Raw genomic sequence first — 21501 nt, 5'->3', positions numbered from 1 at the left:
GAGCCCGCGTGCAAAGGTACATCGCCTGACGCAACACAGCCGCCGGGACGCGCCCATGACCAGCCTCAACGATATCCGATCGACTTTCCTTGATTACTTCGCGCGTCAGGGTCACGCGGTGGTGCCGTCGAGCCCCCTTGTCCCGCGCAATGACCCGACGATGATGTTCGTCAATTCCGGCATGGTGCAGTTCAAGAACCTGTTCACCGGGATCGAGACGCGCGACTACAGCCGCGCCACCAGCGCGCAGAAATGCGTTCGCGCGGGCGGGAAACACAACGATCTGGACAATGTCGGCTATACGGCGCGGCATCATACCTTCTTTGAAATGCTGGGGAATTTCAGCTTCGGCGACTATTTCAAAGATGACGCGATCCCCTTTGCGTGGGAATTGATTACCGACGGGTTCGGCATCCCCAAGGACAAGCTTTACACGACCGTCTACCACACCGATGAAGATGCCTTTGAGATCTGGAAAAAGGTCGGCGTGCCGGAGGATCGGATCATCCGCATCGCGACCGATGACAATTTCTGGCGCATGGGGCCAACCGGGCCTTGCGGACCGTGCACAGAGATTTTCTATGATCACGGCGATCACATCTGGGGCGGGCCTCCGGGCTCACCCGAGGAAGACGGCGACCGGTTCATCGAGATCTGGAACGTCGTTTTCATGCAGAATGAGCAATTCGCCGATGGCACGATGGTGCCGCTGGAGATCCAGAGCATTGACACAGGCATGGGGCTGGAGCGGATCGGCGCGCTGCTGAAAGGCTCCCACGACAATTACGACACCGACACGATGCGCGCCCTGATCGAGGCCTCGGCCCATGCGACTAGTGTCGAGCCGGATGGCGAGCAGAACGTGCATCATCGCGTGATCGCCGATCACCTGCGCTCGACCTCGTTTCTGATCGCCGATGGGGTGATGCCTTCCAATGACGGGCGTGGCTACGTGCTGCGCCGGATCATGCGCCGCGCCATGCGCCACGCGCATTTGCTGGGTGCCAAGGATCCGCTGATGCATCGGCTGGTGCCTGTCTTGGTCAGCCAGATGGGACAGGCCTACCCGGAACTTGGCCAGGCGCAGGCGCTGATCACCGAGACGCTGAAGCTGGAAGAGGAACGCTTCCGCCAGACGCTGGATCGCGGGTTGAAGCTGTTGGATGATGAACTGGCCGGCCTTCCCGAAGGCTCTGATCTGCCCGGCGGCGCGGCGTTCAAGCTTTATGACACCTATGGCTTCCCGCTGGACCTGACCCAGGACGCCCTGCGCGAAAAGGGCCGGGGCGTGGATACCGAAGGGTTCGACGCCGCAATGGCCGATCAGAAGGCCAAGGCCCGCGCCGCTTGGGCAGGCTCGGGCGAGACCGCCGATGCGACCGCGTGGTTTGACCTGGCCGAAGCCCATGGGGCAACCGAATTCTTGGGCTACGACACCGAGATCGCCGAAGGTCAGGTCTTGGCCATCGTCCGCGATGGGTCCGCCATCACATCCGTGTCCGCCGGGGAAGACGGTGCCTGGATCATCTTCAACCAGACGCCGTTCTACGCCGAGTCCGGTGGCCAGGTGGGCGATCAGGGCTTTGTGCGCAGCCTGGAGGCAGGCCACGACGACAAGGGCGACCGTGTCGAGGCGCGGATTACTGACACGCAAAAGCGCGGCGGGGGCCTGTTTGCTCATCTGGTGAAGGTGCAAAACGGCACGCTGGAGGTCGGCGATGCGGTTCGGCTTGAGGTCGACCATGGCCGTCGCACCGCGATCCGAGCCAATCACTCCGCCACGCATCTGCTGCATGAGGCCCTGCGCGGGCGTCTGGGCGATCACGTCGCGCAGCGCGGCTCGCTGAATGCCGCGGACCGTCTGCGGTTCGACTTCTCGCACAATGCCGCGCTCAGCCTTGAGGATCTGGAAGAGATCGAGCGCGAGGTGAATTTCTTCATCCGTCAGAATGCCAGTGTCGAGACGCGGATCATGACGCCCGACGATGCCCGGGCCATCGGGGCGCAGGCTCTGTTCGGCGAGAAATACGGTGACGAGGTGCGGGTCGTGTCGATGGGCAAGGCCCAGACCGGCAAGGGCATCAATGGCGATACCTGGTCGATTGAGCTTTGCGGCGGCACCCATGTGAGCCGCACCGGCCAAATCGGCGCCTTTGTCACGCTTGGCGACAGCGCGTCGTCTGCTGGTGTGCGCCGGATCGAGGCGCTGACGGGGCAGGCGGCCCATGATTACCTGCGTGGGCAGGATCAGCTTTTGGCCGAAACAGCCCTGGCCCTGAAAGCGCCCGCCGCCGACGTGCCAGACCGCGTCAAGGCCCTGATGGATGAGCGTAAGAAGCTTGAAAACGAGGTCGCGCAGCTGCGCCGCGACTTGGCCATGGCCGGTGGTGCCAGTGCGCCCGAGGCCAGATCGGTGAACGGCATCGCCTTCCACGCCCAGGCGCTGAGCGGTGTAACCGGCAAAGATCTGGCCGGGATCATCGATGAACATAAAGCCCGGCTTGGCTCAGGAGCTGTCCTTCTGATCGCCGATGCGGGTGGTAAGGCGGCGGTGGCCGCCGGTGTGACGGATGATTTGAAAGACCGCCTCAGCGCGGTGGATCTCGTCCGTGCCGCTGTGCCTGCGCTTGGCGGGAAGGGCGGCGGCGGTCGACCCGATTTCGCGCAAGGTGGCGGGGCCGATCCCTCGCAAGCCGATGCCGCCATTGCGGCTGCTGAAGACGTGCTGAAAGGAGCCTGAGATATGCCCGGAGCCTATTGGATCGCCCATGTAACGGTCAGCGATGACGCGGCTTACGCCAAATACGCTGCCCTTGCGACCGAGGCCATCGCGGCCCATGGCGGCAAATTCCTCGCCCGCGGCGGAAAGGCCATCCAGAAGGAAGGCCGCGCCCATCCGCGCAATGTCGTCGCCTTCTTCCCGTCGCTCGACGCGGCCAATGCTTGCTATGACAGCGCCACCTATCAAGAGGCGCTGAGCCACGCCAAAGGCGCCTCAGAACGCGATCTTGTTCTGGTTGAAGCGGCTGAATGACTTGACGCGGCGCGTCACGCCCTAGCTTGGCCGGAAACGGTTAAGACAAGGCAAAACATGGCAGCGACGCTTTACTGGGTGCGGCGGGATTTCCGCCTCTCCGACAATCCCGCGCTGGTGGCCGCATGTGCGGATGGCGCAGTGATCCCGGTCTTTCTCTATGACGAGGTATTGGAGACGCTTGGTGCCGCGCCGCTCTGGCGCACCGGGTTGGGTGTCGCGGCCTTCGCCGAGGCGTTGGAAAATGCCGGATCGCGCCTGATCCTGCGGCGCGGCAAAGCGCTGCCGACGCTGCGCAAGCTGATTGAGGAAACTGACGCGACGGCGATCCACTGGAACCGCCTCTACGATCCCGATAGCCGCACGCGGGACGAACAGGTGAAAGCCGCTTTGAAAAAAGACGGCATCAACGCCAAGAGCCACAGCGGTCACGTCTTATTCGAGCCCTGGACGGTCGAGACCGGCGGCGGATCCTTCTACAAGGTTTATACGCCATTCTGGAAAGCTGTCCGCGACCGCGATCCGGGTGAGGCATTGGCCGCGCCAAAGCTTCCGTCGCCCGAGACATGGCCCGCTTCGGACGAGTTGACTGATTGGACCCTAGGCGATGCGATGGATCGGGGCGCAGACATCGTCGCCCCGCATCTGAATGTCGGCGAAGAGGCCGCTCATGGCCGCATGGGCGCGTTCATCGGCAACGGTATCGACGATTACGCCGATGCGCGGGACAATCTGGCCAAGAACGGCACCTCTCTGCTGAGCGAAAACCTCACCTATGGCGAGATCAGCGCGCGGCAATGCTGGTGGGCCGGACAGCGCGCCATGGCCGACGGCAAATCGGGCGCCGAAACCTTCCTGAAAGAGGTCGTCTGGCGCGATTTTGCCTACCACCTCGTCTATCACACCCCACGCATTACCAGCACCAGTTGGCGCGAGGAATGGGAGGCCTTTCCCTGGAACAGCGACGAGCGTTTGAAGGAAGTGAAGGCCTGGAAACAGGGCCGCACTGGCATGGCGATTGTCGATGCCGCCATGCGCGAGATGTATGTGACCGGCCGCATGCATAATCGGGCGCGGATGCTGGTGGCAAGCTATCTGACCAAGCATCTCATGTGCCATTGGAAGATCGGGATGGACTGGTTCGCCGAGTGCCTGGTGGATTGGGACCCGGCCAGCAACGCGATGGGCTGGCAATGGTCGGCGGGCTCCGGCCCCGATGCGACCCCCTATTTCCGCGTGTTCAATCCCGAAACCCAGGCCGAGAAGTTCGACAAGGATGGGCGCTACCGGATGCGGTGGCTGGCGGAGATCACGTCAAAACCACCTGAAACCGCGCTGAGCTACTTTGATGCCGTGCCCCGGTCTTGGAAGTTGAGCGCCGATATGGGCTATCCGTCCGCGCCAATCGTCGGCGCCGCCGATGGCCGCAAACGGGCGCTGGAGGCTTATGAAAATCGCGGCTTCTGACACCTATGTGTCCAAGAAAACTGACATAATTCGCCATTTGGGCTTGCCCCAGCATCATATGGCCCGCACTCTCAATGTGCGAACAAAGGGTTATCAATGACAAAACACGCCCCCCTGCGCGGCGCTCGCGCTGACATATTGACCAATCTCGACGGCCAAACCAACTTGCCGCGCTATTTCAAACAAGTGTTTGAGCAATCCCATGCCTTGGATCATGGGCGCCTCGATTTTCACCTGCCCGATGGCCGCGTGTTTCGGGTTGAGGGGCAGAAACCGGGTCCGATGGCCGAATTGCATATCCACAATGTCGATATTTTTGCGCGCCTGATCCGCGAGGGCGATCTTGGGTTCTGTGAGGCGTATCTGGATGAATGGTGGTCCACGCCGGATCTGCAAAGCTTCCTCGACCTGGTCCATGCCGATAATGACGACCTCTATGACGGCTTTCTGGGCATCAAACTGGTCCAAGCCTATGAGCGGTTCCGGTTCTGGTTGCAGCGCAACACCAAACGCCAGGCGAAAAAGAACATCTCGGCCCATTACGATCTGGGCAATGAGTTCTACGGTCTCTGGCTGGACGACACGATGACCTATTCCAGCGCCCTGTTCGAGACGGGGCAGGAAAGCCTAGAGGCCGCGCAGATCGCGAAATACAAATCCATGGTGGATCAGATGGGGGCCATGCCCGGCGACCATGTGTTAGAGATCGGCTGTGGCTGGGGCGGCTTTGCGGAATATGCCGCAAAGGAACGCGGGCTGAAGGTGACCGGGCTGACGATCAGCCAGGAACAGCACGATTACGCGGTCGATCGCATCGCAGCGGCGGGTCTAAGCGACCAGGTCGAGATTAAATTGCAAGATTACCGTGACGAAACGGGCACATATGACGGTGTCGCCTCGATCGAGATGTTCGAGGCCGTGGGCGAGAAATACTGGCCAACCTTCTTCAACGCCCTGCGTGACCGGCTCAAGCCCGGCAAGCAGGCGACCCTGCAGATCATCACTGTGCAGGACAAACGCTGGGAAGTTTACCGTAACGGCGTTGATTTCATTCAGAAATACATCTTTCCGGGCGGCATGCTTCCGGCGCCGAAAGTGCTGCGCGCCGAGGTGGAGCGCGCCGGTCTGGCTGTCGCCCATTCCGTTGAATTTGGCGAAAGCTACAGCCAAACCTGCCGCCGTTGGCACGAGGTGTTCAACGAAAAATGGGATCAGATTGCCGCCCTTGGCTTTGACGATCGGTTCCGGCGCATGTGGAATTTCTACCTGACATCTTGCGCGGCGACGTTCCATTTCGGAAATTGCGATGTAACGCAAATAACGGTTAGGCGGCCAGTCTGACCATCGGAGTGGACAAGGATGCCTACAGGGTCAAAGCTGATCGGCGCAATTACGTTTTTCGCTGTCGGCTGGTTCGCGGCGTTACAGGTTCTTAAAACCCTGCCTGAGGGGACCCCAGCAACCTATTTCCCGCTCGTGATCGCATTGATCGGGCTCACTCAGGGCTGGATGCTGGCGGGCGTGCGGGCTGGCGCTGGGTTCAGCGCCGCAATCAGCACGGGGCTTCGCACCTCATTGCAGATCGCCTTTCTCGGGCTTGCCCTTTTCGCTTTGCGCACGATGTTCATGCGCTCGGCTAATCTGCGCTATGACAATCCCGGGGAAGCGACGATTGAGACGTTGGAGCTGTTTCTGGAATACTTCCTGCAATCTTTGACCCTGGAGATTTGGGGGACGCTGCTGGTTGGTGGCGTAATCGCTGGCATCGCTACAGAATTTGCCGCGAAGGCTTGGCGATGAGCCAAGCGCCAGTCGTCCTGTTCGGGACGCTATGCCACAAGCCGTTGCTGGACCTGGTGGCGGGCAAAAGGCTTGAAACGCAGCCCGCCATGCTGCCGGATAATCGTGCGACCTGGGTTCAGAACCGTGCCTGGCCTATGCTGGTGCCCGAGCGCGGCGCCGTCGCGGAGGGGCTGTTGATCCGACCCGGGGCCGACACGCTCGCGCGGCTGGATTTTTACGAAGCCTGTTTCGACTATCACCGCGCACCGGTCGAGATATTAGTCGATGGCACCGTGACACAGGCTCAGGCCTGGAAGCCGCGCCACGCCAGTGGTCAGCCCGGTGCCGATTGGTCCTTGGCCGATTGGGCCCGTGATTGGGGGCCAATCTCGGTCGCTGCCGCCGCCGAGGTGATGCGCCAATTGGGCCGTGAGGATCCGCGCCGGGTCGGGGCGCGGTTCGGCATCATCCGCTCCCGGGCGCAATCACGCTTGACCACCTCCGCATGGCACCGCCCGGGCCATGTCGGGGGGCAATTGACCCGCGCCGATGTGATCAGCCACCGCGCCAAGCACCTCCATGACGGGTTCTTCTGCGCCGAGGATGCCACGGTCACCCATCGCCGGTTCGACGGCAGCGTCTCGGGTGATGTGAACCGCGGTGTGACGACCGTTGCAGATGCGGTCACGATCCTACCCTATGATCCGGTGCGCGATGCGATCCTGGTGGTGGAACAATTGCGGATGGGGCCGCTGACCCATGGGGATCCGGCGCCATGGATGCTGGAACCCATCGCAGGGATGGTCGATGCGGGCGAAACAGCCGAACAATCGGGCCGCCGCGAAGCCATCGAAGAGGCCAACCTGACCTTGGGCGAGATGCATTTCATCGCGCGCTACTACCCCTCGCCCGGTGGGCTGGGCCAGGTGTTCTTTTCCTATCTCGCCATTGCCGACCTCCCCGAAGACGCCACGGGCACAGGCGGCCATCCCGATGAGGCGGAAGATATCCAAAGCCATATCATCCCCTTTGATCTGGCCAAGCGGATGCTGGAAGAGGGTGATATGGCCAATGCGGTCCTGATCGTGTCGATGCAGTACCTGCTGCTGCACAGAGATCGCTTGCGCGCCGCCGCCAGCGGTTGAAGTTGGCTCAAAGCGAGCCTATCCCTAGGCCCCTGACCATCTCCGAAAGGCCCAGGCCCATGACGATCCATTCCGACCTTGCCCACGCCATCGGCAACACGCCTCTGATCCGTCTGCGCGCCGCGTCCGAGGCGACGGGATGTGAGATCCTGGGCAAGGCTGAGTTTCTGAACCCCGGCCAATCGGTCAAGGACCGCGCCGCCTTGTTCATCATCAAAGATGCGGTGGATCGTGGTCTGTTGCGGCCCGGCGGCACCATCGTCGAAGGCACGGCGGGGAATACCGGCATCGGCCTGGCCTTGGTTGGCGCCTCGATGGGCTTTCGCACCGTCATCGTCATGCCCGAGACCCAGAGCCAGGAAAAGAAGGACATGGTGCGGATCGCCGGGGCCGAGCTGATCCAGGTGCCTGCGGTTCCATACAAGGACCCGAACAATTATGTAAAGTATTCCGGGCGTTTGGCCGAACGGCTGGCCCAATCCGAGCCCAACGGAGCGATCTGGGCCAACCAATTTGACAACATTGCCAATCGACAGGCCCATATCGAGATGACAGGCCCCGAGATTTGGGAACAGACCAGTCATGAGGTAGATGGCTTTGTCTGCGCCGTCGGGTCGGGCGGCACATTGGCGGGCGTCGGCGCCGCCTTGCAGCCCAAAGGCGTAAAAGTGGCGCTGGCCGATCCCGAAGGCTCGGGGCTCTACAAGCTTTACACCGGTGAACAGGCGGGCGGCGACAGCATAACCGAGGGGATCGGGCAGGGGCGGATCACCGCCAATCTCGACGGCTTCACGCCCGATATGTGCTATAAGATCCCCGATGCCGAAGCCCTGCCGCTGGTCTTTGATCTGCTGGCCGATGAAGGCCTGTGCCTGGGCGGCTCGTCCGGCATCAACATGGCGGGCGCGATCCGCATGGCGCGTGAGATGGGGCCGGGCCATACGATTGTGACGATCCTGTGTGATTACGGCACGCGGTATCAATCCAAGCTGTTCAACCCCGAATTCCTACGGTCCAAGGGCCTGCCGGTTCCGGCTTGGTTGGATGAGGATGGGGGTCGCGCCATCCCAACGGTCTTCGAATCCTAATGCGTCACGTTCGGCTTTGGGCTCTGACGCTTTGCATGCTGTTCGCGTGCATTGCGTTTGTGCATGTATCGCCTGTCTATGCGCAGCCCGCGCCCGTACAGGGTGATGCGGGCACGGCGATCGATTATGAGGCCTGGGAGGCTGAGGCCAATACGATCGAGTCGCTGATCGCAGGGGAGCGCGCCTCGACCGCTTTGTTCGAAGCGCGGCGGTCTGTCCTTGTGGGATGGCGGGCGCGGTTTCTGGCGGCAGAATCCCAAAACGCGGTCAGGATCGACACGATTGAAAGCCAGATCGCGGCACTGGGTCCGGCTCCCGGGGACGGTGAGAGTGAACCGGAAAGCATCGCCAATCGTCGCGCCGCTTTGGCCGAGCGGTTGGCACAGGCCCAAGCGCCCGGACTGCGCGCGACGGAGGCATTCAACCGCGCCAACGGCTTGATCGCCGAGATCGACGCAATCCTGACCAACCGGCAGGCTGAGAAGCTGTTGGAGCTGGAACCCTCACCGCTGGTGCCCGCCAATTGGGCCACTGCCTTGCGGGCCCTGGCCGATATGACGACGCAAATCCCCGCAGGCATTGCCGAGAATGCGCGCGACCCCGAGGTGCGGGCGACGGCGCGTGACAACGCGCTGGCGATTGTGCTGGGCCTGGTGATCGGTGGGTTGTTGGTTCTGCGCGGGCGGGCCTGGATCACCCGATGGGGCGAGCGTGCGCTGGACCGAGACCGCCGCCGCGGGCGCGCGACACTGGGCTTTGTCGTGTCACTCTTGCAGGTGATCCTGCCCGTGGCCGGGTTTGTCTTCATCCTGGTTGCGATGGAGTTTTCGGGCCTGCTGACCGAGGATGCCTTGGCCCTGCTGGAGGCGCTGCTGCAACTGATCATCTCGATCTATGCCGCCATGTGGATCGGGCGGCGGCTATTTCCTGTCACAACCGACCGTCCCGCCGCCTTCGACGCCCCGGAAGAGGGGCGCTATCCGGCAAGGCGGGTGATCTTTCTGATCGGCTTCCTGATGGGCCTGGGCAACATGGCCGAGGTTGTCGCAAACCTGGACATCGTTCCGCGCGATGCGCGCGGCGTGCTGATCCTGCCGGTCCATATCGGGCTGGCCTATACCTATCTGCGTTTGGCGCGCCTGCTGAAAGGCTTCCGAGATGAGGCGTCGGAGGGGGAGACACCGAGGGTCGGTCTGCGCATCGCTTTCATGATTTCACGTGCCCTGCTGGTGATTGCCTTTATCGGTCCGATCCTCGGCGCCATCGGCTATGTGAATGCCGGCGTGGCGGTGATGGTGCCGACCGGTATGACGCTGGTGATACTCGGCATTATCCTGGCGCTACAGCCGGTGGTCCGCGACATCTACGCCGTGATTTTCCGCACCACGTCCGAGGCGGCGGGCGAAGCGCTGTTGCCGGTCTTGGTGAATTTCACGCTGATCTTCGCCTCGGCGCCGATCATCGCGATGATCTGGGGCGTCCGGCCCGAGCGGTTGGGGGAGCTTTGGGCGCGGTTCCTCGAAGGATTCACCTTGGGCGATGCGCGCATCACCCCGGCCACGATCCTGGCCGTCATTTTGGTCTTCGCCGCGGGCATCTTGGTGACGCGGATCCTGCAAAGCGCGTTGAAAACCACGGTTTTGCCGCGCACGCGGCTCGATACCGGCGCGCGCAACGCGGTCTCGTCTGGGGTGGGCTATATTGGGATCGCGCTGGCACTGGTGATTGCGATTACCTCGGCCGGGATCGATCTGACCGCCCTCGGCTTTGTTCTGGGGGCGCTGTCCGTCGGCATCGGGTTCGGTCTGCAAAACGTGGTGTCGAACTTCGTCTCGGGCATCATCCTGTTGATCGAACGTCCGATTTCCGAAGGCGATTGGATCGAGGTGAATGGCAATATGGGGATCGTGCGCGATATCTCGGTGCGCTCGACCACCATCGAGACCTTCGACAAGACCGACGTCATCGTGCCCAATGCCGATTTCATCAGCGGCACCGTCACCAACTGGACCCGCGGCAACACGATCGGGCGGGCCATCGTGTCGGTCGGCGTGGCCTATGGCAGCGACACGCGCCGCGTCTCCGACATCCTGTTGGAGATCGCCCGAGATCATCCGGATGTCTCGACCTTTCCGGAACCGGCAGTGGATTTCATGGGCTTTGGCGCCGATAGCCTCGATTTCCGCGTGCGTTGTATCCTGCGCGACATCAACAAGCTGATCCCGGTCAAGACCGAGCTGCACCACCGGATCGCCGAACGCTTCACCGCGGAGGGGATCGAGATCCCGTTTGCGCAGCGTGATATCTGGCTGCGCAACCCGGAGGCGCTGAAGACCGAGCAGCAACCCGCCGCGCGGCCCGAGACGCAGCCGAACCCGCAGCCCGAGATTGAGTCCAGCCCCGATCCAGACGAGTGATCCCGATGACCGAGCCCCTGTTTGCTGAAGATCCCTACCGCACCTCCGCAACCGGCGTGGTGACCGCCCTGACAGAGGAGGGCGGCATCGTGCTGGACCGCACGATTTTCTACGCGCGCGGCGGCGGGCAACCCGGCGATAGCGGCACGTTGGATTGGGAAGGCGGCCGGATGCAGGTGGCTACCGCCGTGAAGGGCGAGAACGGGGCGATTGTGCTGCTGCCCGCGGCGCCCGGGCCGATGCCGCCCCTGGGGGCCAAGGTCGAACAGCGCCTGGATTGGGACCGCCGCTTTGGCCATATGCGCATCCATACCGCGCTGCATCTGCTGTCGGTGGTCATCCCTCTGCCGGTCACCGGTGGCGCCATTGGCGCCGATAAGGGGCGACTCGATTTTCACATGCCCCAGCCGCCCGAGGATAAGGCGATCCTGGAAGGCCAGCTGAACGCCATGATCACCCGCGATCTGCCGGTGATCGAGGAATGGATCTCCGAAGAGGATCTCGATGCCAATCCAGGCCTCGTGAAAACCCTATCGGTCCAGCCGCCGCGGGGGGCAGGGCGTATCCGGCTGGTACGCATCGGCGAGGGCAAGGACGAGGTCGATCTGCAACCCTGCGGCGGCACCCATGTGCGCCGCACCGGCGAGATTGGTAAGGTCGTGCTGAGCAAGGTCGAAAACAAGGGCAAACAGAACCGGCGCGTGACGCTGTCCCTGGCTGGTTAGCCGCCGCGATAGCCCTTCCAGGTTAGGACCGCCCCCAAGAGGAACAGCAACCCGATCCCGGCATAGGTAAGCGTTCCGTCCGCAGCTTGAGGGGCGGAGGGCCAGCCCATTCGGAACAGGCCAGCGGCGACCAAGAGCCAACCCGATAGCGTCACGAGGGCCGTCCAATCGGCCCGCCAGTACCGGTGAAATCGCAACACCGCGACACCCGCCGCGAGGAAGATCAATCCGTTGAGATAAACGATTGACGGGTCGACCCCCAACCAGATATCGAGCTGCCATAATTCCGTGCCTGTCACCCCCAAAAGCACCGGCCCCAGAAGCGAGGCAATCAGGCGTGCGCTGTCGGCCTTTTCGGTCATGGAATGCTCCTTTCTTGCCTTGAGATGGGGGCAGGGCCATTTCTGATCCAGATGGGCAGCACCCACATCGCAAAATACCTTGCAACGCCGGTCCGCGCCCGCTATCTCGCGTCGGCACGGAGAGGTGGCCGAGTGGTCGAAGGCGCACGCCTGGAAAGTGTGTAGGCGGGAAACCGTCTCCAGGGTTCGAATCCCTGTCTCTCCGCCACCCTGGAACATAAGTGCGAACGCTATTCGCCGCCGTTCCTACGCCATCCGAAGAGGCCAGCGCTCGGATCAGCTCGTCATGCGAGCCCATGATGCGGACTTCGCGATCTGCTACTTCGACTCGCTGCGCCAAAGCCCGCAAATGATCGCGCCGAAATCCGCCGTCCTCTCCACGCATCTTCTGGCGGGCAGAGATTGCCATACGGCGAAGATGCTCCGGTGATAGATGCTGGCCTGCGTTCTGGATCGCGCTTTTCGCGCGCTTGGCGTCGATGCGCGCTTGGTCTCGCACTGCCGTCAACTCGGCGACCCGCTCGCGTAATGACGGATCGTCGAGATCGGCAATCCCGCTTTCGATGGCGTCATACAGACGTTTCAAGCGCTGCTCGGCTTCTGTTGCTCGCTTCGTCAATTCATTGGCCGTGTCGCGGCGGCGGGTGTCTCGCTCCTCCCTGCGGTCCAGATGTGCCGACAGCAAGTCTTCCAGCCGCCTTGGGTTGAGCAGTCGTCGTTCGAGATGTTCCGCAACCAGATGATCGAGCTTGTCCATCCGGATCGTCCTGCCTGAACAGCCGCACTTCCCTTGCCGGGCAGCCGTCGAACAGGTGTAGTAGCGATAGTGCTTGCCCTTGCCCGATGTCCGCAGCGTCATCGCCCCGCCGCACTCAGCGCAGAAAGCGATGCCGGTCAGTAAGGTCGGTCCACTCACGGTCCGACCCGGCGTTACCATCGGCGCGCGGCTTTTGAGGAGCTTCTGGACGGCGTCGAACGTCTCGCGATCCACGAGGGGCGGCACCGCCACGGTGATGACTTCGGCCTGTTTCTTGGGCGTCCCTTCCTTGTAGCTCTTTCCCCACTCGTGCTCGCCGATATAGGTCCGCCGGGTCAGGATGCGGTGGACCGTCCCGACACCCCAGCGTCCGCCAGTCCGCGTGTAGAGCTTGCGTTCATTGAGGTAGCTGGCGATCGCCTTGACCCCCATCCGACCGCTTTCGCCATCGCCATTGAGCGCCAGTTGGAACATTAGCCGGATCGTTTCCGCATGCAGCGGATCGATCTCCAGCACTTTCTTGACCTTCGCACCGCGCTTCTCGGCATCGACCACGCGATATCCGACGGGCGGCAATGACCCGTTCCAGAAGCCCTGGCGCGCGTTTTCCTTGAGCGCCCGAAGCGTGTGCTTGGCGTTCTCTTTGGACTGATACTCATCGAAGAGCGCCATGATCTGGCGCATCATGACGTGCATCGGGTCGTCGCCGAGCTCTTGCGTCATCGACACGAGCTTCACGCCGTTCTTGGCGAGCTTGCGGACATAGAACTCCAGCTCGAAATGATCGCGAAAGAAGCGGCTGAACGAATGGACCACCACGATATCGAAGGCGGCGGGTTTGGCCGTTCCCGCTTCGATCAGGCGCTGAAACTCTGGGCGCTTGTCATTCGTCGCTGACGCCCCTGGCTCGACATAGGTTTCGACGAGGTCGTATCCGCGCGCCTTGCAATACGCCTCGCCCTGCCGCTTCTGATCCGGAATGGAAACGTCATGCTCCGCCTGCCGTGCGGTTGACACACGCAGATAGAGCGCCGCCCGCTGCTTAACGACAGGCTGCGGCGCGTTCACGCCGCTTTCCTCAAGGCTTTTTGCACCGCTTTGGGGTTGCGGTCGATGACCAGAAGATAGGCGCGCGCCGGTCCTTCCGGCACGCGCTGGCCTTGCTCCCAATGACGCAGCGTCTTGATCGAGAAGCCGAAGCGCCCGGCGAATTCTTCCTGCGTCATCTTGAGCTTTGTACGGATCGCTTTCACGTCGATCACAGCGGGAATGTGGACGCCGTATTGGTTCTCGTCCGCCGTCCCCTCCGCATAGGCCACGGCCTCTTCCAGTCCGCGCCGGATGCTATCGGCTACCTTGCCGCTCATGGTACGCTCCTCTTGAGATAGACTTCCTTCAAGTGCGCGGTCAGTTCGCGAAACCCGTTGCGGTCGGCCTGGTTGATGTTGGCGCGCTGGTTCTTCGCGAAGGCCGTTAGCGCGAAGAGCGGCATGGCCCGGCTATGATAGAAGTAGATTACCCGCGCGCCGCCGCGTTTGCCGCGACCAGGCAGCGCCCATCGCAGCTTGCGCACGCCGCCAGTGCCAGGAATGACGTTGCCAGCTGCCGGGTTATAGGCAAGATAATCCACCAACAAGGCACGCTCCTCTTCGTCCATCATGCGACCCGTCGCGGAGATGAATTCCGGCGTCTCGATGACGCTGACGGGCGCTTCTTTTACCATTATCAAAATACTCCAATGAGGCAGTTATGGCAAGTCGTTACGACTGCCTATCCGCGGTCGGACTCCGGCCCGAACATCCCGTCGAGCAACTCTCCGAACCAGCGTTCAAACACATCGACCTCTTCGGGCGTGACCGGAACATCGTCCGGCCAATCATCCACAACCCGCCAATCCGACAGGTCGTCCGCAATCGGACGGCCGCGCGGCTTGGGGTCCGGCAGCTTCGCGTAGTCATAGAGGTCAATACTTGGGCGTAGGTCGCCCTGTTTCTTCGAAGAATTGGATGCCATGGGCGCAGTTTGGCAACCTAGCCAGCGCAGAGAAACAACGCCCTAAGCGCAATCGTAATCAATCGTACAAATACTTGCGCGCTTCGGCGTCAGTCGGAAGCCGCCTCGCTCTTGCCCGAGCGAATCTGATCACTGAAGACTTGCATGTCGAAGTCGAACCAGGGCGGACGCTGGATCTTGAACCGTGCTTCCCGGGCATTCACTTTCGTGTCCGGCTTCGCTTCGAACAGCAGATCGCGGATTATCGGCAGAGCCGCACGATAGGCGGCCATTGCATCGGCTAGAGTAATTTCGCCGCCATAGCGCATGCCAGTCGCAGCGTTGTTCGAAGGAATCTTGTCAAGTTCGGTTCGGTTGATCGTGACTGCGCTGAGTGCTTCCACGCGATCAGCCAATTTCCGCAGATCGTGGGTGAACGGCGGCGTCTGTCCTTTCCTGCGGATTAACAGCTTCAAGGCTTTCTCGGTCGCCTGCGAAGTATCCCAACCCGACGCGCGAAGCCCGGCCGCGCTGCGTTGACACAAATGCCGGGCGCTTGCTTGCAGATCGGTGGCGACCGCGCCTGCCAAATCGCAGATATCAGCGTCTGGTTCATATTCCAGAGAGCGTAGATCGTAACCGATGCTGCGGATAGCGTTTGCAACCTCGGTAGCTTCAGCTCGAACCTCTTCCTGCTCGTCAGGCGCCAGACCCTTCAGAACAGAAGGGTCCGCGATCCAAGCAAGTGGGTCTTCTTCCTTCTGCACCGAGGCCGGGAATGCGATCCAGACTATGTTGTCTTCTTCGGCGGGCGTTTTGAAATTCTTCGGCACGTTTATCGCGAAAGGCGTTTCATGCACTGTCACAAGTGAACCAAAGCTGTCCTCAGTATCGCTGTCGACAGCATCGCCGTACCGGTCGCGGAACCACGTCTCGATGATGATGTGGAACCGTCCGTGTGCCTCGCTGACGAGGAAAGCCTCCCAGTCCGATACTTCGAGCATCGTATCGCGGATGATGTCGAACGCTTTCAGCTTTCGCGCCGAAATGGGCGTGTTGGCTTGGCTGAGAAGCCGGTCGATTTCCGGTAGGGCCTCGTGAACGATCGCCGCTATGTGGTGCCAGTCTTCGATATCGTTAGTCATGGTGGGTTATGTAGGTTGCCGCTAGCAAAGTTGCAGCGACGCGTTAGCGAACTGACCCCAGCACGCCTTTGAAAGCCATCCCCTCGGAGCCGCCGTCGCTCGCCTCGCCCAGACCTGGGCGAGCGGCGGTGGTGGAGAGGGTGCAGGCGCGCATCCCCTTGGTGAGTTCAGAGCGAGCGGTGCGCCCGATGAGACCGCAAAGTCTGACTTGGCGAAAAATACGCGGCACGGTGAAATTGCTGCGAAATCAAAATGATAGATGCCTACATGGCACTAAGCCACCTCGCACGGCACTCTAAAAGGCCAATAACAACAACGGCATAGAAGCGAATGTGCCGCGCTCTTTTATCTTGCCCTCCAGCTGTTGTTGGGCCGTTCTTTCTATCGATCCAACCCAAGAGTGCGATAGAGCACGACAGAGCGGCAGTAACTGCGACAGTCTAAAGGATGACATCTTTGCGCTTTCATTACGTGCAGAACGGCAGTTGCCGGACATCTTCAGCGCATTTTGAGACCCTTGGCGGTCGCAGCGGAAACGCGAAGGAATTGTGCCACAACGCCCTCCATGTCGCCTGCAGGATAGGCTACCGCCACGTGCATCTGGAGTTTCGCGAACGTCAATGGGCGTGTCACCACGCCGTCCATGATGGTGGCAGCGAATGAACCCGGAAAAAGCGCAATACCTGCACCAGATCGCACCAGAACCGCTACCGTCGATCTACGGAATGCCCGCGCAACCACGGTTGGTTTGATGCCAGCCAAGTCGAACAGGGCCTGACTCTGCGCATGGCAGCCAGGACCGAATTTCGGATGTGTCGCGATGAAGTTTTCGGTTGCGAGTTCGCGGATCGGAACGGCGTCAAGTTCCGCTAGTCGATGCTTCGACGGCATGGCGACCAACCAGTCTTCGCGCCAAAGTTCGTCGATTTGAAGCCCGGCATCCTCCACCGGCGGGAGCAACAGTCCGGCATCGATTTCGCCGCGTCGAAGTGCGGTAGGCTGCATGGTGCTTGGCAGTTCGAATAGCTCCAGATCGACTGCGGGGTGTTGCTCGCGGTGCGCGACCAGGATCGCCGCGAAAACTGGCGTGGTGGCGTCTTCGCATATCGCCAAACGCAGCTTGCCCGAAGTTCCGAATGCAGCCGATAGGACAGCCTCGCGCGCCCGATCTACGCTATCTATGATCCTGCTGGCATCCGTCTGGAACACGCGCCCGGCTTGAGTCAGGCGCACGCCTGTAGATCGGCGCTCAAAAAGCGCGACGCCAAGTTCATCCTCAAGAGCTGCGACCTGCCGCGAAACGACTGGCTGACCGACGCCCACCAAGGCCGCTGCTCGCCTGAAACTCAACTCATCGGCTGCGGCCCGGAAGCAACGAAGGCGCCGCAGTTCCATGTTTCATGGCTTTGGAGGAGTTAGACCGCCTGAAAGAGCGGTGTCGTCACTGACAGGGTCGATGCGAGCTTGGCGATGTTCCGCGACAGCTTCATTCATCGATCAGACCTCAAGAACTGGCGGTCCTGCGGACGGAACGCGTCTTGCGATGGTCCGAACTCCCGCAGTCGCTGCAACTTGTTCCGACCCGTGACCATCGACGGCACGACACCAGCAGGCGACCACCACATTGCGAAGTGTCCGTCTACAGGTTCGAACCACTCATGCCGTCGGCGCAAGAAATCCCGATGCTCGGAGCCGTAGGCGAAGGACCTGAACGTCTCGAGGGTTTCCCAGACGCTATAGTTCGTGACGATGCGTTCGTCGTCGAAGTATCGCCGTCCGGTCTCTTGTCCTTCCGCGCCTGTGAGGCGCCATACGAAGCCTCGATGGGCTTCCGCGAGCGCGTTGATGCGATCGACATTGTCGCGCCATCCGGCCAGACGGTCATCATCGCGCGCGTATTTGAGCCGTCCAATACTGATTTGGGCGAGGTGCTTTGTGCTGCTCTCGTCCCCACTCTGGCGCGTTTGGCTGTGTTCTGTCGTCGACATTCTTCATCCTCCAGCGCGCGAAAGCGCGTAAGGGTTTGATGAAGAGAACGGGTTTGCGAGAAACGCATCGATGCCTTCACCGATGCTCTGCGCATCGGGGCCAAACGCAACCATCAAGAACGCAGCGGCGAGAGCGATGTTCTTCCAGAAGTCCCAGAAGATCCCGAGGCCACGGCTCGTGCCCACGAACGCGAAATCATCCGTCTTCCAGAATTGTTTGTAGAGAAGGGCCGTCATCACACAGAAGACCGCCAAGACCACGGCGGCGAACCTGTCGGCTACACCTGAGAGAACCCCAAGGGACATCACGATCTCGATAAACAACGCTGCCAGCATCATGAGGCTGGCTACAGTTCGGCCAACCCCCAGCGTCATGGCGTGGGTTCGTGCTCCGGCGAAATCGACGAGGACGTAATAGGCGCTAAAGGGCAGGAAGAGCGCAACGAGCCCGAGCCGCATCAGGAACGCAATGACAATCTCAACCGTCATCGCGCCTTGTCCTTCGCGTCGGAGGGCATGTGCGCGAGGACCATAGCAGCGCGCGTGTTCACGCCATGAAGGAGGTCATCCCGACTCTCGCCCGCTCGGGCCCGGACCGCTTGAGCGCTCATGAGGTCGAGGAGCAGCTTTGCCCGTTCGTTCGCGGGTGGCTTCGATGAAAGCTCACCGTTCTCCACCTCTCGCTCGAAGCGCGCGCAAACGCGCGCCTCAGCCCGCCGGAACGAGTTCTCGATCTTGGCCCGCACGTCGGGCATCGTTTGGGCGCTGGTGATGGCACTGCAGGCAATGAGACAGCCCACCGGATGATCAGGGTGCGTGTTGTTGCGCGCCGACACATCAAAAAACGCATGTACGGCCGACCGGATATTCGGATTGGCCTCGAACGCGGCCAGCGCCTCAGCACCGATACCGTCCTCATAAGCGTCGATCGCCGTGAGAAACAACGAACGCTTGTCGTTGAAGGCGCTGTAGAGCGTCGGGCGCGATACGCCCGTCGCTTCCGTCAAGAGTTCGAGCGACGCGCCTTCATACCCGTGATCCCAGAAGACATCGACGGCCTGATCGAGCGCCGTCTGGCGTTCAAGAACACGGGGGCGACCTCGGGAGCGTTTCTGTGGACTCGGCTGCGGAGCGGTGGTGGTGTTCATAAGCGATCAAATCATTGGTGCGGCTCGACAAGTTGGCCGCACATAATATAATACCGATCGATAGATTATTCGCAAGAGGGATGATATGCCAGCACAGAAGCGTAGAACATGAAGAGGATTGCTTTGATTGTGGGTGCGGGACCGGGCTTGTCGGCATCACTCGCCCGCGCCCTGGCGAAGCGAGCGCTCCACGTCGTGCTCGCAGCGCGCGATACGTCTGATTTGCGTGATCTCGCCAGTGAGGTTGGGGCGACGACGATCGACTGCGACGCAAGCGCGAGGCGCGACATGGCATCGCTTTTCCAGCGGGTTGACGCCTTGGACGGGACTCTGGAAGTTGCGGTCTACAATGCGAGCCATCGTGTGCGGGGGCCGATTGCCGAACTCGACCCTGTGGCCGTCGAAGCGGCGATATCCGTCTCCGGATATGGCGCGTTTCTCATGGCGCATCACGCGGCGAAACGGATGCTCGTGAAAAACTCAGGCGCGTTGCTCTTCACGGGCGCTAAAGGGTTTGCCGAGTCCGCTCCCTTCGCGATGGGAAAGTTCGCCCTACGCGGTCTGTGCCAATCGCTGGCGCGCGAGCTCCATCCCAAAGGTATACATGTCGGCCATATCCTTATTGACGGCACCATTGCAGTCAGGTCATCGTCAGATGCTGGGCATGCCGATGACATGCTGGACCCGGACGAAATCGCGAAATCCTACATGGCTCTCATCGACCAGCATAGGTCGGCCTGGACTTCGGAATTCGAGATCAGGCCTTGGGCGGAACGCTTTTAAACCTGAGCGGATTCAGGATGACGCAAATGACGTTGGTGAATGATAGTCTTAGGGAATTCAATTTCAGCTCGGTTCTACCAATCGAGTCCGAACTTACGATCGCTTGGTTGGGCGACTGGTAATAGTGCCAGAACATAAGTGTAGTTCTCTTATTCATCCAAGCTTGTCACCCGCTTTATGGAGCAGCGATCAGACCGCTAGCCAACTTGCACTTTCTGGCTTGATTATCAATGATGATTGCCATGACCGATGCCATCAAAGACAGTACGCACTCCCAAGAGCCCGTAGTGACTTGCTTCTACTGTGGAGATGACCTGCCGCAGTCGGAGTTTTCGGACGAACATATATGGCCTGCTGCGCTTGGGGGTGACTATCTATCGCCGTTTTGGCGAACGGACGACGTGTGCGCGCGCTGTAACTCGATATCCGGGGTGTATGTCGATGGTGCATTCATTCGCGGATGGGCTGGCTCACGGGAACGCGGTCACGATGCCCGCATGTATCTCTCCCCAACCGAGCCCCTAAAGACCGTACTTCCGCTCGACTATCTCGGCAAACTCACCGACCCTGCGATACCATCTGGCAATGTCGCAGATTGGTGGGCTGGACCCTGTGGTGCAACGATTGTGCATTTTCGCCCGGAAGAAACAAGCGACCTTTGGAAGAGCTATCTTGGTGGCGACCCACGCGCAAAAAAGGCGGACGCCGGTCGTGCCTATATGGCACTAGCGTCGAACACAGAATACTGGCTCCTCGGAGCTCTGGGGTCCTTTAAGAAGCATTTCAAGCGAGCGAAGCGGTATATTGTTACACCTGGCCTGCCGTCGAATTGGACTGCATTTGAGCAGGTAAATCGAGAGGATCCGTTGCAAGCTGCAGAGCTCGCAGTAATTGACGCTATGCTCGAGCGGGCAAAGGCTGGTCAATCAACGCCTGCGCGTCTTGAAATGGATCTCACAAACGTTGGGCAGCGTTGGCTTTGTAAGCTTGGGTTAGCGATCGGCTGCCAGATTTTTGGTGCAGGCTTTGGGAAACATGCAGATGGTGAACTGCTACGGCGGGCTTTTCGGGAGGCGAACCCGGAAAAGCGCAAGCAATATAAGGTCAGAGGTTCAGCCTATTTCAGCGGTGTCGGCGGACTCGCCTTTCTCGCTTGGCCGGCCGGATGGGTGCTACAGCTCCAAGTGCTGAAGGAAACTCTGAGCCTGACGATCGTGACGCCCTCGGGCCAAACTATGGCGGTACAAGTCACCGACGATCAAGATCTGATTTCCGAAGTTCCGGCCGATATTGTCGCGGGTCAGGCGTGGATTGTCGTTCCATCTGCCGCCCGAGCGGTAGGTCCGATTGGAATTTCCGACTATGTGGCGCATATTACGAAGTCCTTACCCAATGCTGATCTCAAGGCGCTTGAGACGAATTGCATTGACCCGGCAACTCTTCCTGCTTGTTGAGTTAGGACTTTCGACGAAAAGGGCCGATTTTTGCCTAATCTGTTGCAAATGTAGGCATAGGCGAAGCTGTTTTTAGGAAGAGGCAGGTGGTATCATCGAAACTTGCCAGTCGCTCACAAGTAACACATGGTGCGATCAACCAGCATTGGAGACTACGGGCTGATTGGGTCGGATTGAATAATTGAGGAAATTAGACACTTCGTTGCGCCTATAG

The 21501-nt window shown here is 60.7% G+C and carries 20 protein-coding genes, 1 tRNA gene and 1 pseudogene; 12 read left to right on the top strand and 10 right to left on the bottom strand.

Annotated features, from left to right (window positions below; translation table 11 throughout):
* Window positions 1-55 precede the first annotated feature (55 nt).
* The 9 genes from alaS to V8J82_RS17255 all read left to right on the top strand — a co-directional run bounded on the left by alaS (window position 56) and on the right by V8J82_RS17255 (window position 11658).
* A complete protein-coding gene (gene alaS, locus V8J82_RS17295; RefSeq protein WP_339977016.1) occupies window positions 56-2740 on the top strand; it encodes an alanine--tRNA ligase in 2685 nt (894 codons plus the stop codon).
* Between the two features lie 3 nt (window positions 2741-2743).
* Window positions 2744-3034: a DUF1330 domain-containing protein gene (locus tag V8J82_RS17290; RefSeq protein WP_339977014.1), complete on the top strand. Its 291-nt coding sequence runs from the start codon at window positions 2744-2746 to the stop codon at window positions 3032-3034.
* A 57-nt stretch (window positions 3035-3091) separates the two neighbouring features.
* Window positions 3092-4501, top strand: a complete 1410-nt coding sequence (locus V8J82_RS17285; protein WP_339977012.1) for a cryptochrome/photolyase family protein — start codon at window positions 3092-3094, stop codon at window positions 4499-4501.
* Between the two features lie 96 nt (window positions 4502-4597).
* Entirely contained in the window at window positions 4598-5842 is a 1245-nt protein-coding gene (locus V8J82_RS17280; RefSeq protein WP_339977010.1) for a class I SAM-dependent methyltransferase, read from the top strand.
* Between the two features lie 18 nt (window positions 5843-5860).
* Window positions 5861-6301 carry a TrgA family protein gene (locus V8J82_RS17275; RefSeq protein WP_339977008.1) on the top strand — a complete coding sequence of 147 codons (441 nt, stop codon included), beginning with the start codon at window positions 5861-5863 and terminating at the stop codon, window positions 6299-6301.
* Complete coding sequence (locus tag V8J82_RS17270) at window positions 6298-7428, top strand: gamma-glutamylcyclotransferase (protein WP_339977006.1); 1131 nt, start codon at window positions 6298-6300, stop codon at window positions 7426-7428. The genes V8J82_RS17275 and V8J82_RS17270 overlap by 4 nt, the downstream gene beginning before the upstream one ends.
* Window positions 7429-7487: 59 nt before the next feature.
* The gene (locus V8J82_RS17265; RefSeq protein ID WP_339977004.1) at window positions 7488-8516 is read left to right on the top strand and encodes a cysteine synthase A; all 1029 of its coding nucleotides are present in this window, start codon (window positions 7488-7490) and stop codon (window positions 8514-8516) included.
* Window positions 8517-8551: 35 nt separating this feature from the next.
* Window positions 8552-10933, top strand: coding sequence for a DUF3772 domain-containing protein (locus tag V8J82_RS17260; RefSeq protein WP_339977002.1), 2382 nt, complete (start codon window positions 8552-8554; stop codon window positions 10931-10933).
* 5 nt (window positions 10934-10938) lie between these two features.
* Complete coding sequence (locus V8J82_RS17255) at window positions 10939-11658, top strand: alanyl-tRNA editing protein (RefSeq protein ID WP_339977000.1); 720 nt, start codon at window positions 10939-10941, stop codon at window positions 11656-11658.
* Here V8J82_RS17255 and V8J82_RS17250 read toward each other — a convergent pair.
* Window positions 11655-12020, bottom strand: a complete 366-nt coding sequence (locus V8J82_RS17250) for a hypothetical protein (RefSeq protein ID WP_339976998.1) — start codon at window positions 12018-12020, stop codon at window positions 11655-11657. The two genes, V8J82_RS17255 and V8J82_RS17250, sit on opposite strands and share 4 nt — an antisense overlap.
* Window positions 12021-12138: 118 nt before the next feature.
* On the opposite strand from V8J82_RS17250, the gene V8J82_RS17245 reads away from it, so the two are divergent.
* A tRNA-Ser gene (locus V8J82_RS17245) sits at window positions 12139-12228 on the top strand.
* Between the two features lie 525 nt (window positions 12229-12753).
* On the opposite strand, the pseudogene V8J82_RS17240 reads toward V8J82_RS17245, so the two are convergent.
* The 9 genes and pseudogenes from V8J82_RS17240 to V8J82_RS17200 form a co-directional block, all read right to left on the bottom strand.
* Window positions 12754-13794 (bottom strand): annotated as a pseudogene (locus V8J82_RS17240) (recombinase family protein); the annotation flags it as partial.
* 47 nt (window positions 13795-13841) lie between these two features.
* Window positions 13842-14144 carry a helix-turn-helix domain-containing protein gene (locus V8J82_RS17235; protein ID WP_339976996.1) on the bottom strand — a complete coding sequence of 101 codons (303 nt, stop codon included), beginning with the start codon at window positions 14142-14144 and terminating at the stop codon, window positions 13842-13844.
* Window positions 14141-14500, bottom strand: coding sequence for a type II toxin-antitoxin system RelE/ParE family toxin (locus V8J82_RS17230; protein ID WP_339976994.1), 360 nt, complete (start codon window positions 14498-14500; stop codon window positions 14141-14143). The genes V8J82_RS17235 and V8J82_RS17230 overlap by 4 nt, the downstream gene beginning before the upstream one ends.
* 47 nt (window positions 14501-14547) lie before the next feature.
* Window positions 14548-14790 carry a hypothetical protein gene (locus tag V8J82_RS17225; RefSeq protein ID WP_339976992.1) on the bottom strand — a complete coding sequence of 81 codons (243 nt, stop codon included), beginning with the start codon at window positions 14788-14790 and terminating at the stop codon, window positions 14548-14550.
* 89 nt (window positions 14791-14879) lie between these two features.
* The gene (locus V8J82_RS17220) at window positions 14880-15914 is read right to left on the bottom strand and encodes a HEPN domain-containing protein (protein WP_339976990.1); all 1035 of its coding nucleotides are present in this window, start codon (window positions 15912-15914) and stop codon (window positions 14880-14882) included.
* Between the two features lie 498 nt (window positions 15915-16412).
* Window positions 16413-17309 (bottom strand): LysR family transcriptional regulator, encoded by an 897-nt coding sequence (locus V8J82_RS17215; protein WP_339976988.1) that lies wholly within the window; start codon window positions 17307-17309, stop codon window positions 16413-16415.
* Window positions 17310-17404: 95 nt separating this feature from the next.
* Window positions 17405-17902, bottom strand: a complete 498-nt coding sequence (locus tag V8J82_RS17210) for a DUF3291 domain-containing protein (protein ID WP_339976986.1) — start codon at window positions 17900-17902, stop codon at window positions 17405-17407.
* Window positions 17903-17905: 3 nt separating this feature from the next.
* On the bottom strand, window positions 17906-18391 hold the full coding sequence (locus tag V8J82_RS17205) for a DoxX family membrane protein (protein ID WP_339976984.1): 486 nt from the start codon (window positions 18389-18391) through the stop codon (window positions 17906-17908).
* Window positions 18388-19050, bottom strand: coding sequence for a TetR/AcrR family transcriptional regulator (locus V8J82_RS17200; RefSeq protein WP_339976982.1), 663 nt, complete (start codon window positions 19048-19050; stop codon window positions 18388-18390). Before V8J82_RS17200 ends, V8J82_RS17205 begins: the two co-directional genes overlap by 4 nt.
* Window positions 19051-19158: 108 nt before the next feature.
* Between V8J82_RS17200 and V8J82_RS17195 the strand changes: the two genes are divergently transcribed.
* A complete protein-coding gene (locus V8J82_RS17195) occupies window positions 19159-19833 on the top strand; it encodes an SDR family NAD(P)-dependent oxidoreductase (RefSeq protein ID WP_339976980.1) in 675 nt (224 codons plus the stop codon).
* 242 nt (window positions 19834-20075) lie between these two features.
* Window positions 20076-21287, top strand: coding sequence for an HNH endonuclease (locus tag V8J82_RS17190; protein WP_339976978.1), 1212 nt, complete (start codon window positions 20076-20078; stop codon window positions 21285-21287).
* Window positions 21288-21501: the final 214 nt, after the last annotated feature.

This window comes from Gymnodinialimonas mytili (assembly GCF_037544085.1).
Taxonomy (GTDB): Bacteria; Pseudomonadota; Alphaproteobacteria; order Rhodobacterales; family Rhodobacteraceae; genus Gymnodinialimonas; species Gymnodinialimonas mytili.
The sequence above is the reverse complement of the archived record's forward strand: the minus strand, read 5'-3'. Positions and strand labels throughout refer to the sequence as shown.

Excerpts from the sequence above, each read along its gene's own strand:
- V8J82_RS17220 (WP_339976990.1), bottom strand. The coding sequence starts at position 15,914 with ATGACTAACGATATCGAAGACTGGCACCACATAGCGGCGATCGTTCAC.
- V8J82_RS17190 (WP_339976978.1), top strand. The coding sequence starts at position 20,076 with ATGACCGATGCCATCAAAGACAGTACGCACTCCCAAGAGCCCGTAGTG.
- V8J82_RS17285 (WP_339977012.1), top strand. The coding sequence starts at position 3,092 with ATGGCAGCGACGCTTTACTGGGTGCGGCGGGATTTCCGCCTCTCCGAC.
- V8J82_RS17290 (WP_339977014.1), top strand. The coding sequence starts at position 2,744 with ATGCCCGGAGCCTATTGGATCGCCCATGTAACGGTCAGCGATGACGCG.
- V8J82_RS17200 (WP_339976982.1), bottom strand. The coding sequence starts at position 19,050 with ATGAACACCACCACCGCTCCGCAGCCGAGTCCACAGAAACGCTCCCGA.
- V8J82_RS17230 (WP_339976994.1), bottom strand. The coding sequence starts at position 14,500 with ATGGTAAAAGAAGCGCCCGTCAGCGTCATCGAGACGCCGGAATTCATC.
- alaS (WP_339977016.1), top strand. The coding sequence starts at position 56 with ATGACCAGCCTCAACGATATCCGATCGACTTTCCTTGATTACTTCGCG.
- V8J82_RS17225 (WP_339976992.1), bottom strand. The coding sequence starts at position 14,790 with ATGGCATCCAATTCTTCGAAGAAACAGGGCGACCTACGCCCAAGTATT.
- V8J82_RS17210 (WP_339976986.1), bottom strand. The coding sequence starts at position 17,902 with ATGTCGACGACAGAACACAGCCAAACGCGCCAGAGTGGGGACGAGAGC.
- V8J82_RS17275 (WP_339977008.1), top strand. The coding sequence starts at position 5,861 with ATGCCTACAGGGTCAAAGCTGATCGGCGCAATTACGTTTTTCGCTGTC.
- V8J82_RS17250 (WP_339976998.1), bottom strand. The coding sequence starts at position 12,020 with ATGACCGAAAAGGCCGACAGCGCACGCCTGATTGCCTCGCTTCTGGGG.
- V8J82_RS17255 (WP_339977000.1), top strand. The coding sequence starts at position 10,939 with ATGACCGAGCCCCTGTTTGCTGAAGATCCCTACCGCACCTCCGCAACC.
- V8J82_RS17215 (WP_339976988.1), bottom strand. The coding sequence starts at position 17,309 with ATGGAACTGCGGCGCCTTCGTTGCTTCCGGGCCGCAGCCGATGAGTTG.
- V8J82_RS17235 (WP_339976996.1), bottom strand. The coding sequence starts at position 14,144 with ATGAGCGGCAAGGTAGCCGATAGCATCCGGCGCGGACTGGAAGAGGCC.
- V8J82_RS17195 (WP_339976980.1), top strand. The coding sequence starts at position 19,159 with ATGAAGAGGATTGCTTTGATTGTGGGTGCGGGACCGGGCTTGTCGGCA.
- V8J82_RS17280 (WP_339977010.1), top strand. The coding sequence starts at position 4,598 with ATGACAAAACACGCCCCCCTGCGCGGCGCTCGCGCTGACATATTGACC.
- V8J82_RS17205 (WP_339976984.1), bottom strand. The coding sequence starts at position 18,391 with ATGACGGTTGAGATTGTCATTGCGTTCCTGATGCGGCTCGGGCTCGTT.
- V8J82_RS17270 (WP_339977006.1), top strand. The coding sequence starts at position 6,298 with ATGAGCCAAGCGCCAGTCGTCCTGTTCGGGACGCTATGCCACAAGCCG.
- V8J82_RS17265 (WP_339977004.1), top strand. The coding sequence starts at position 7,488 with ATGACGATCCATTCCGACCTTGCCCACGCCATCGGCAACACGCCTCTG.
- V8J82_RS17260 (WP_339977002.1), top strand. The coding sequence starts at position 8,552 with ATGCTGTTCGCGTGCATTGCGTTTGTGCATGTATCGCCTGTCTATGCG.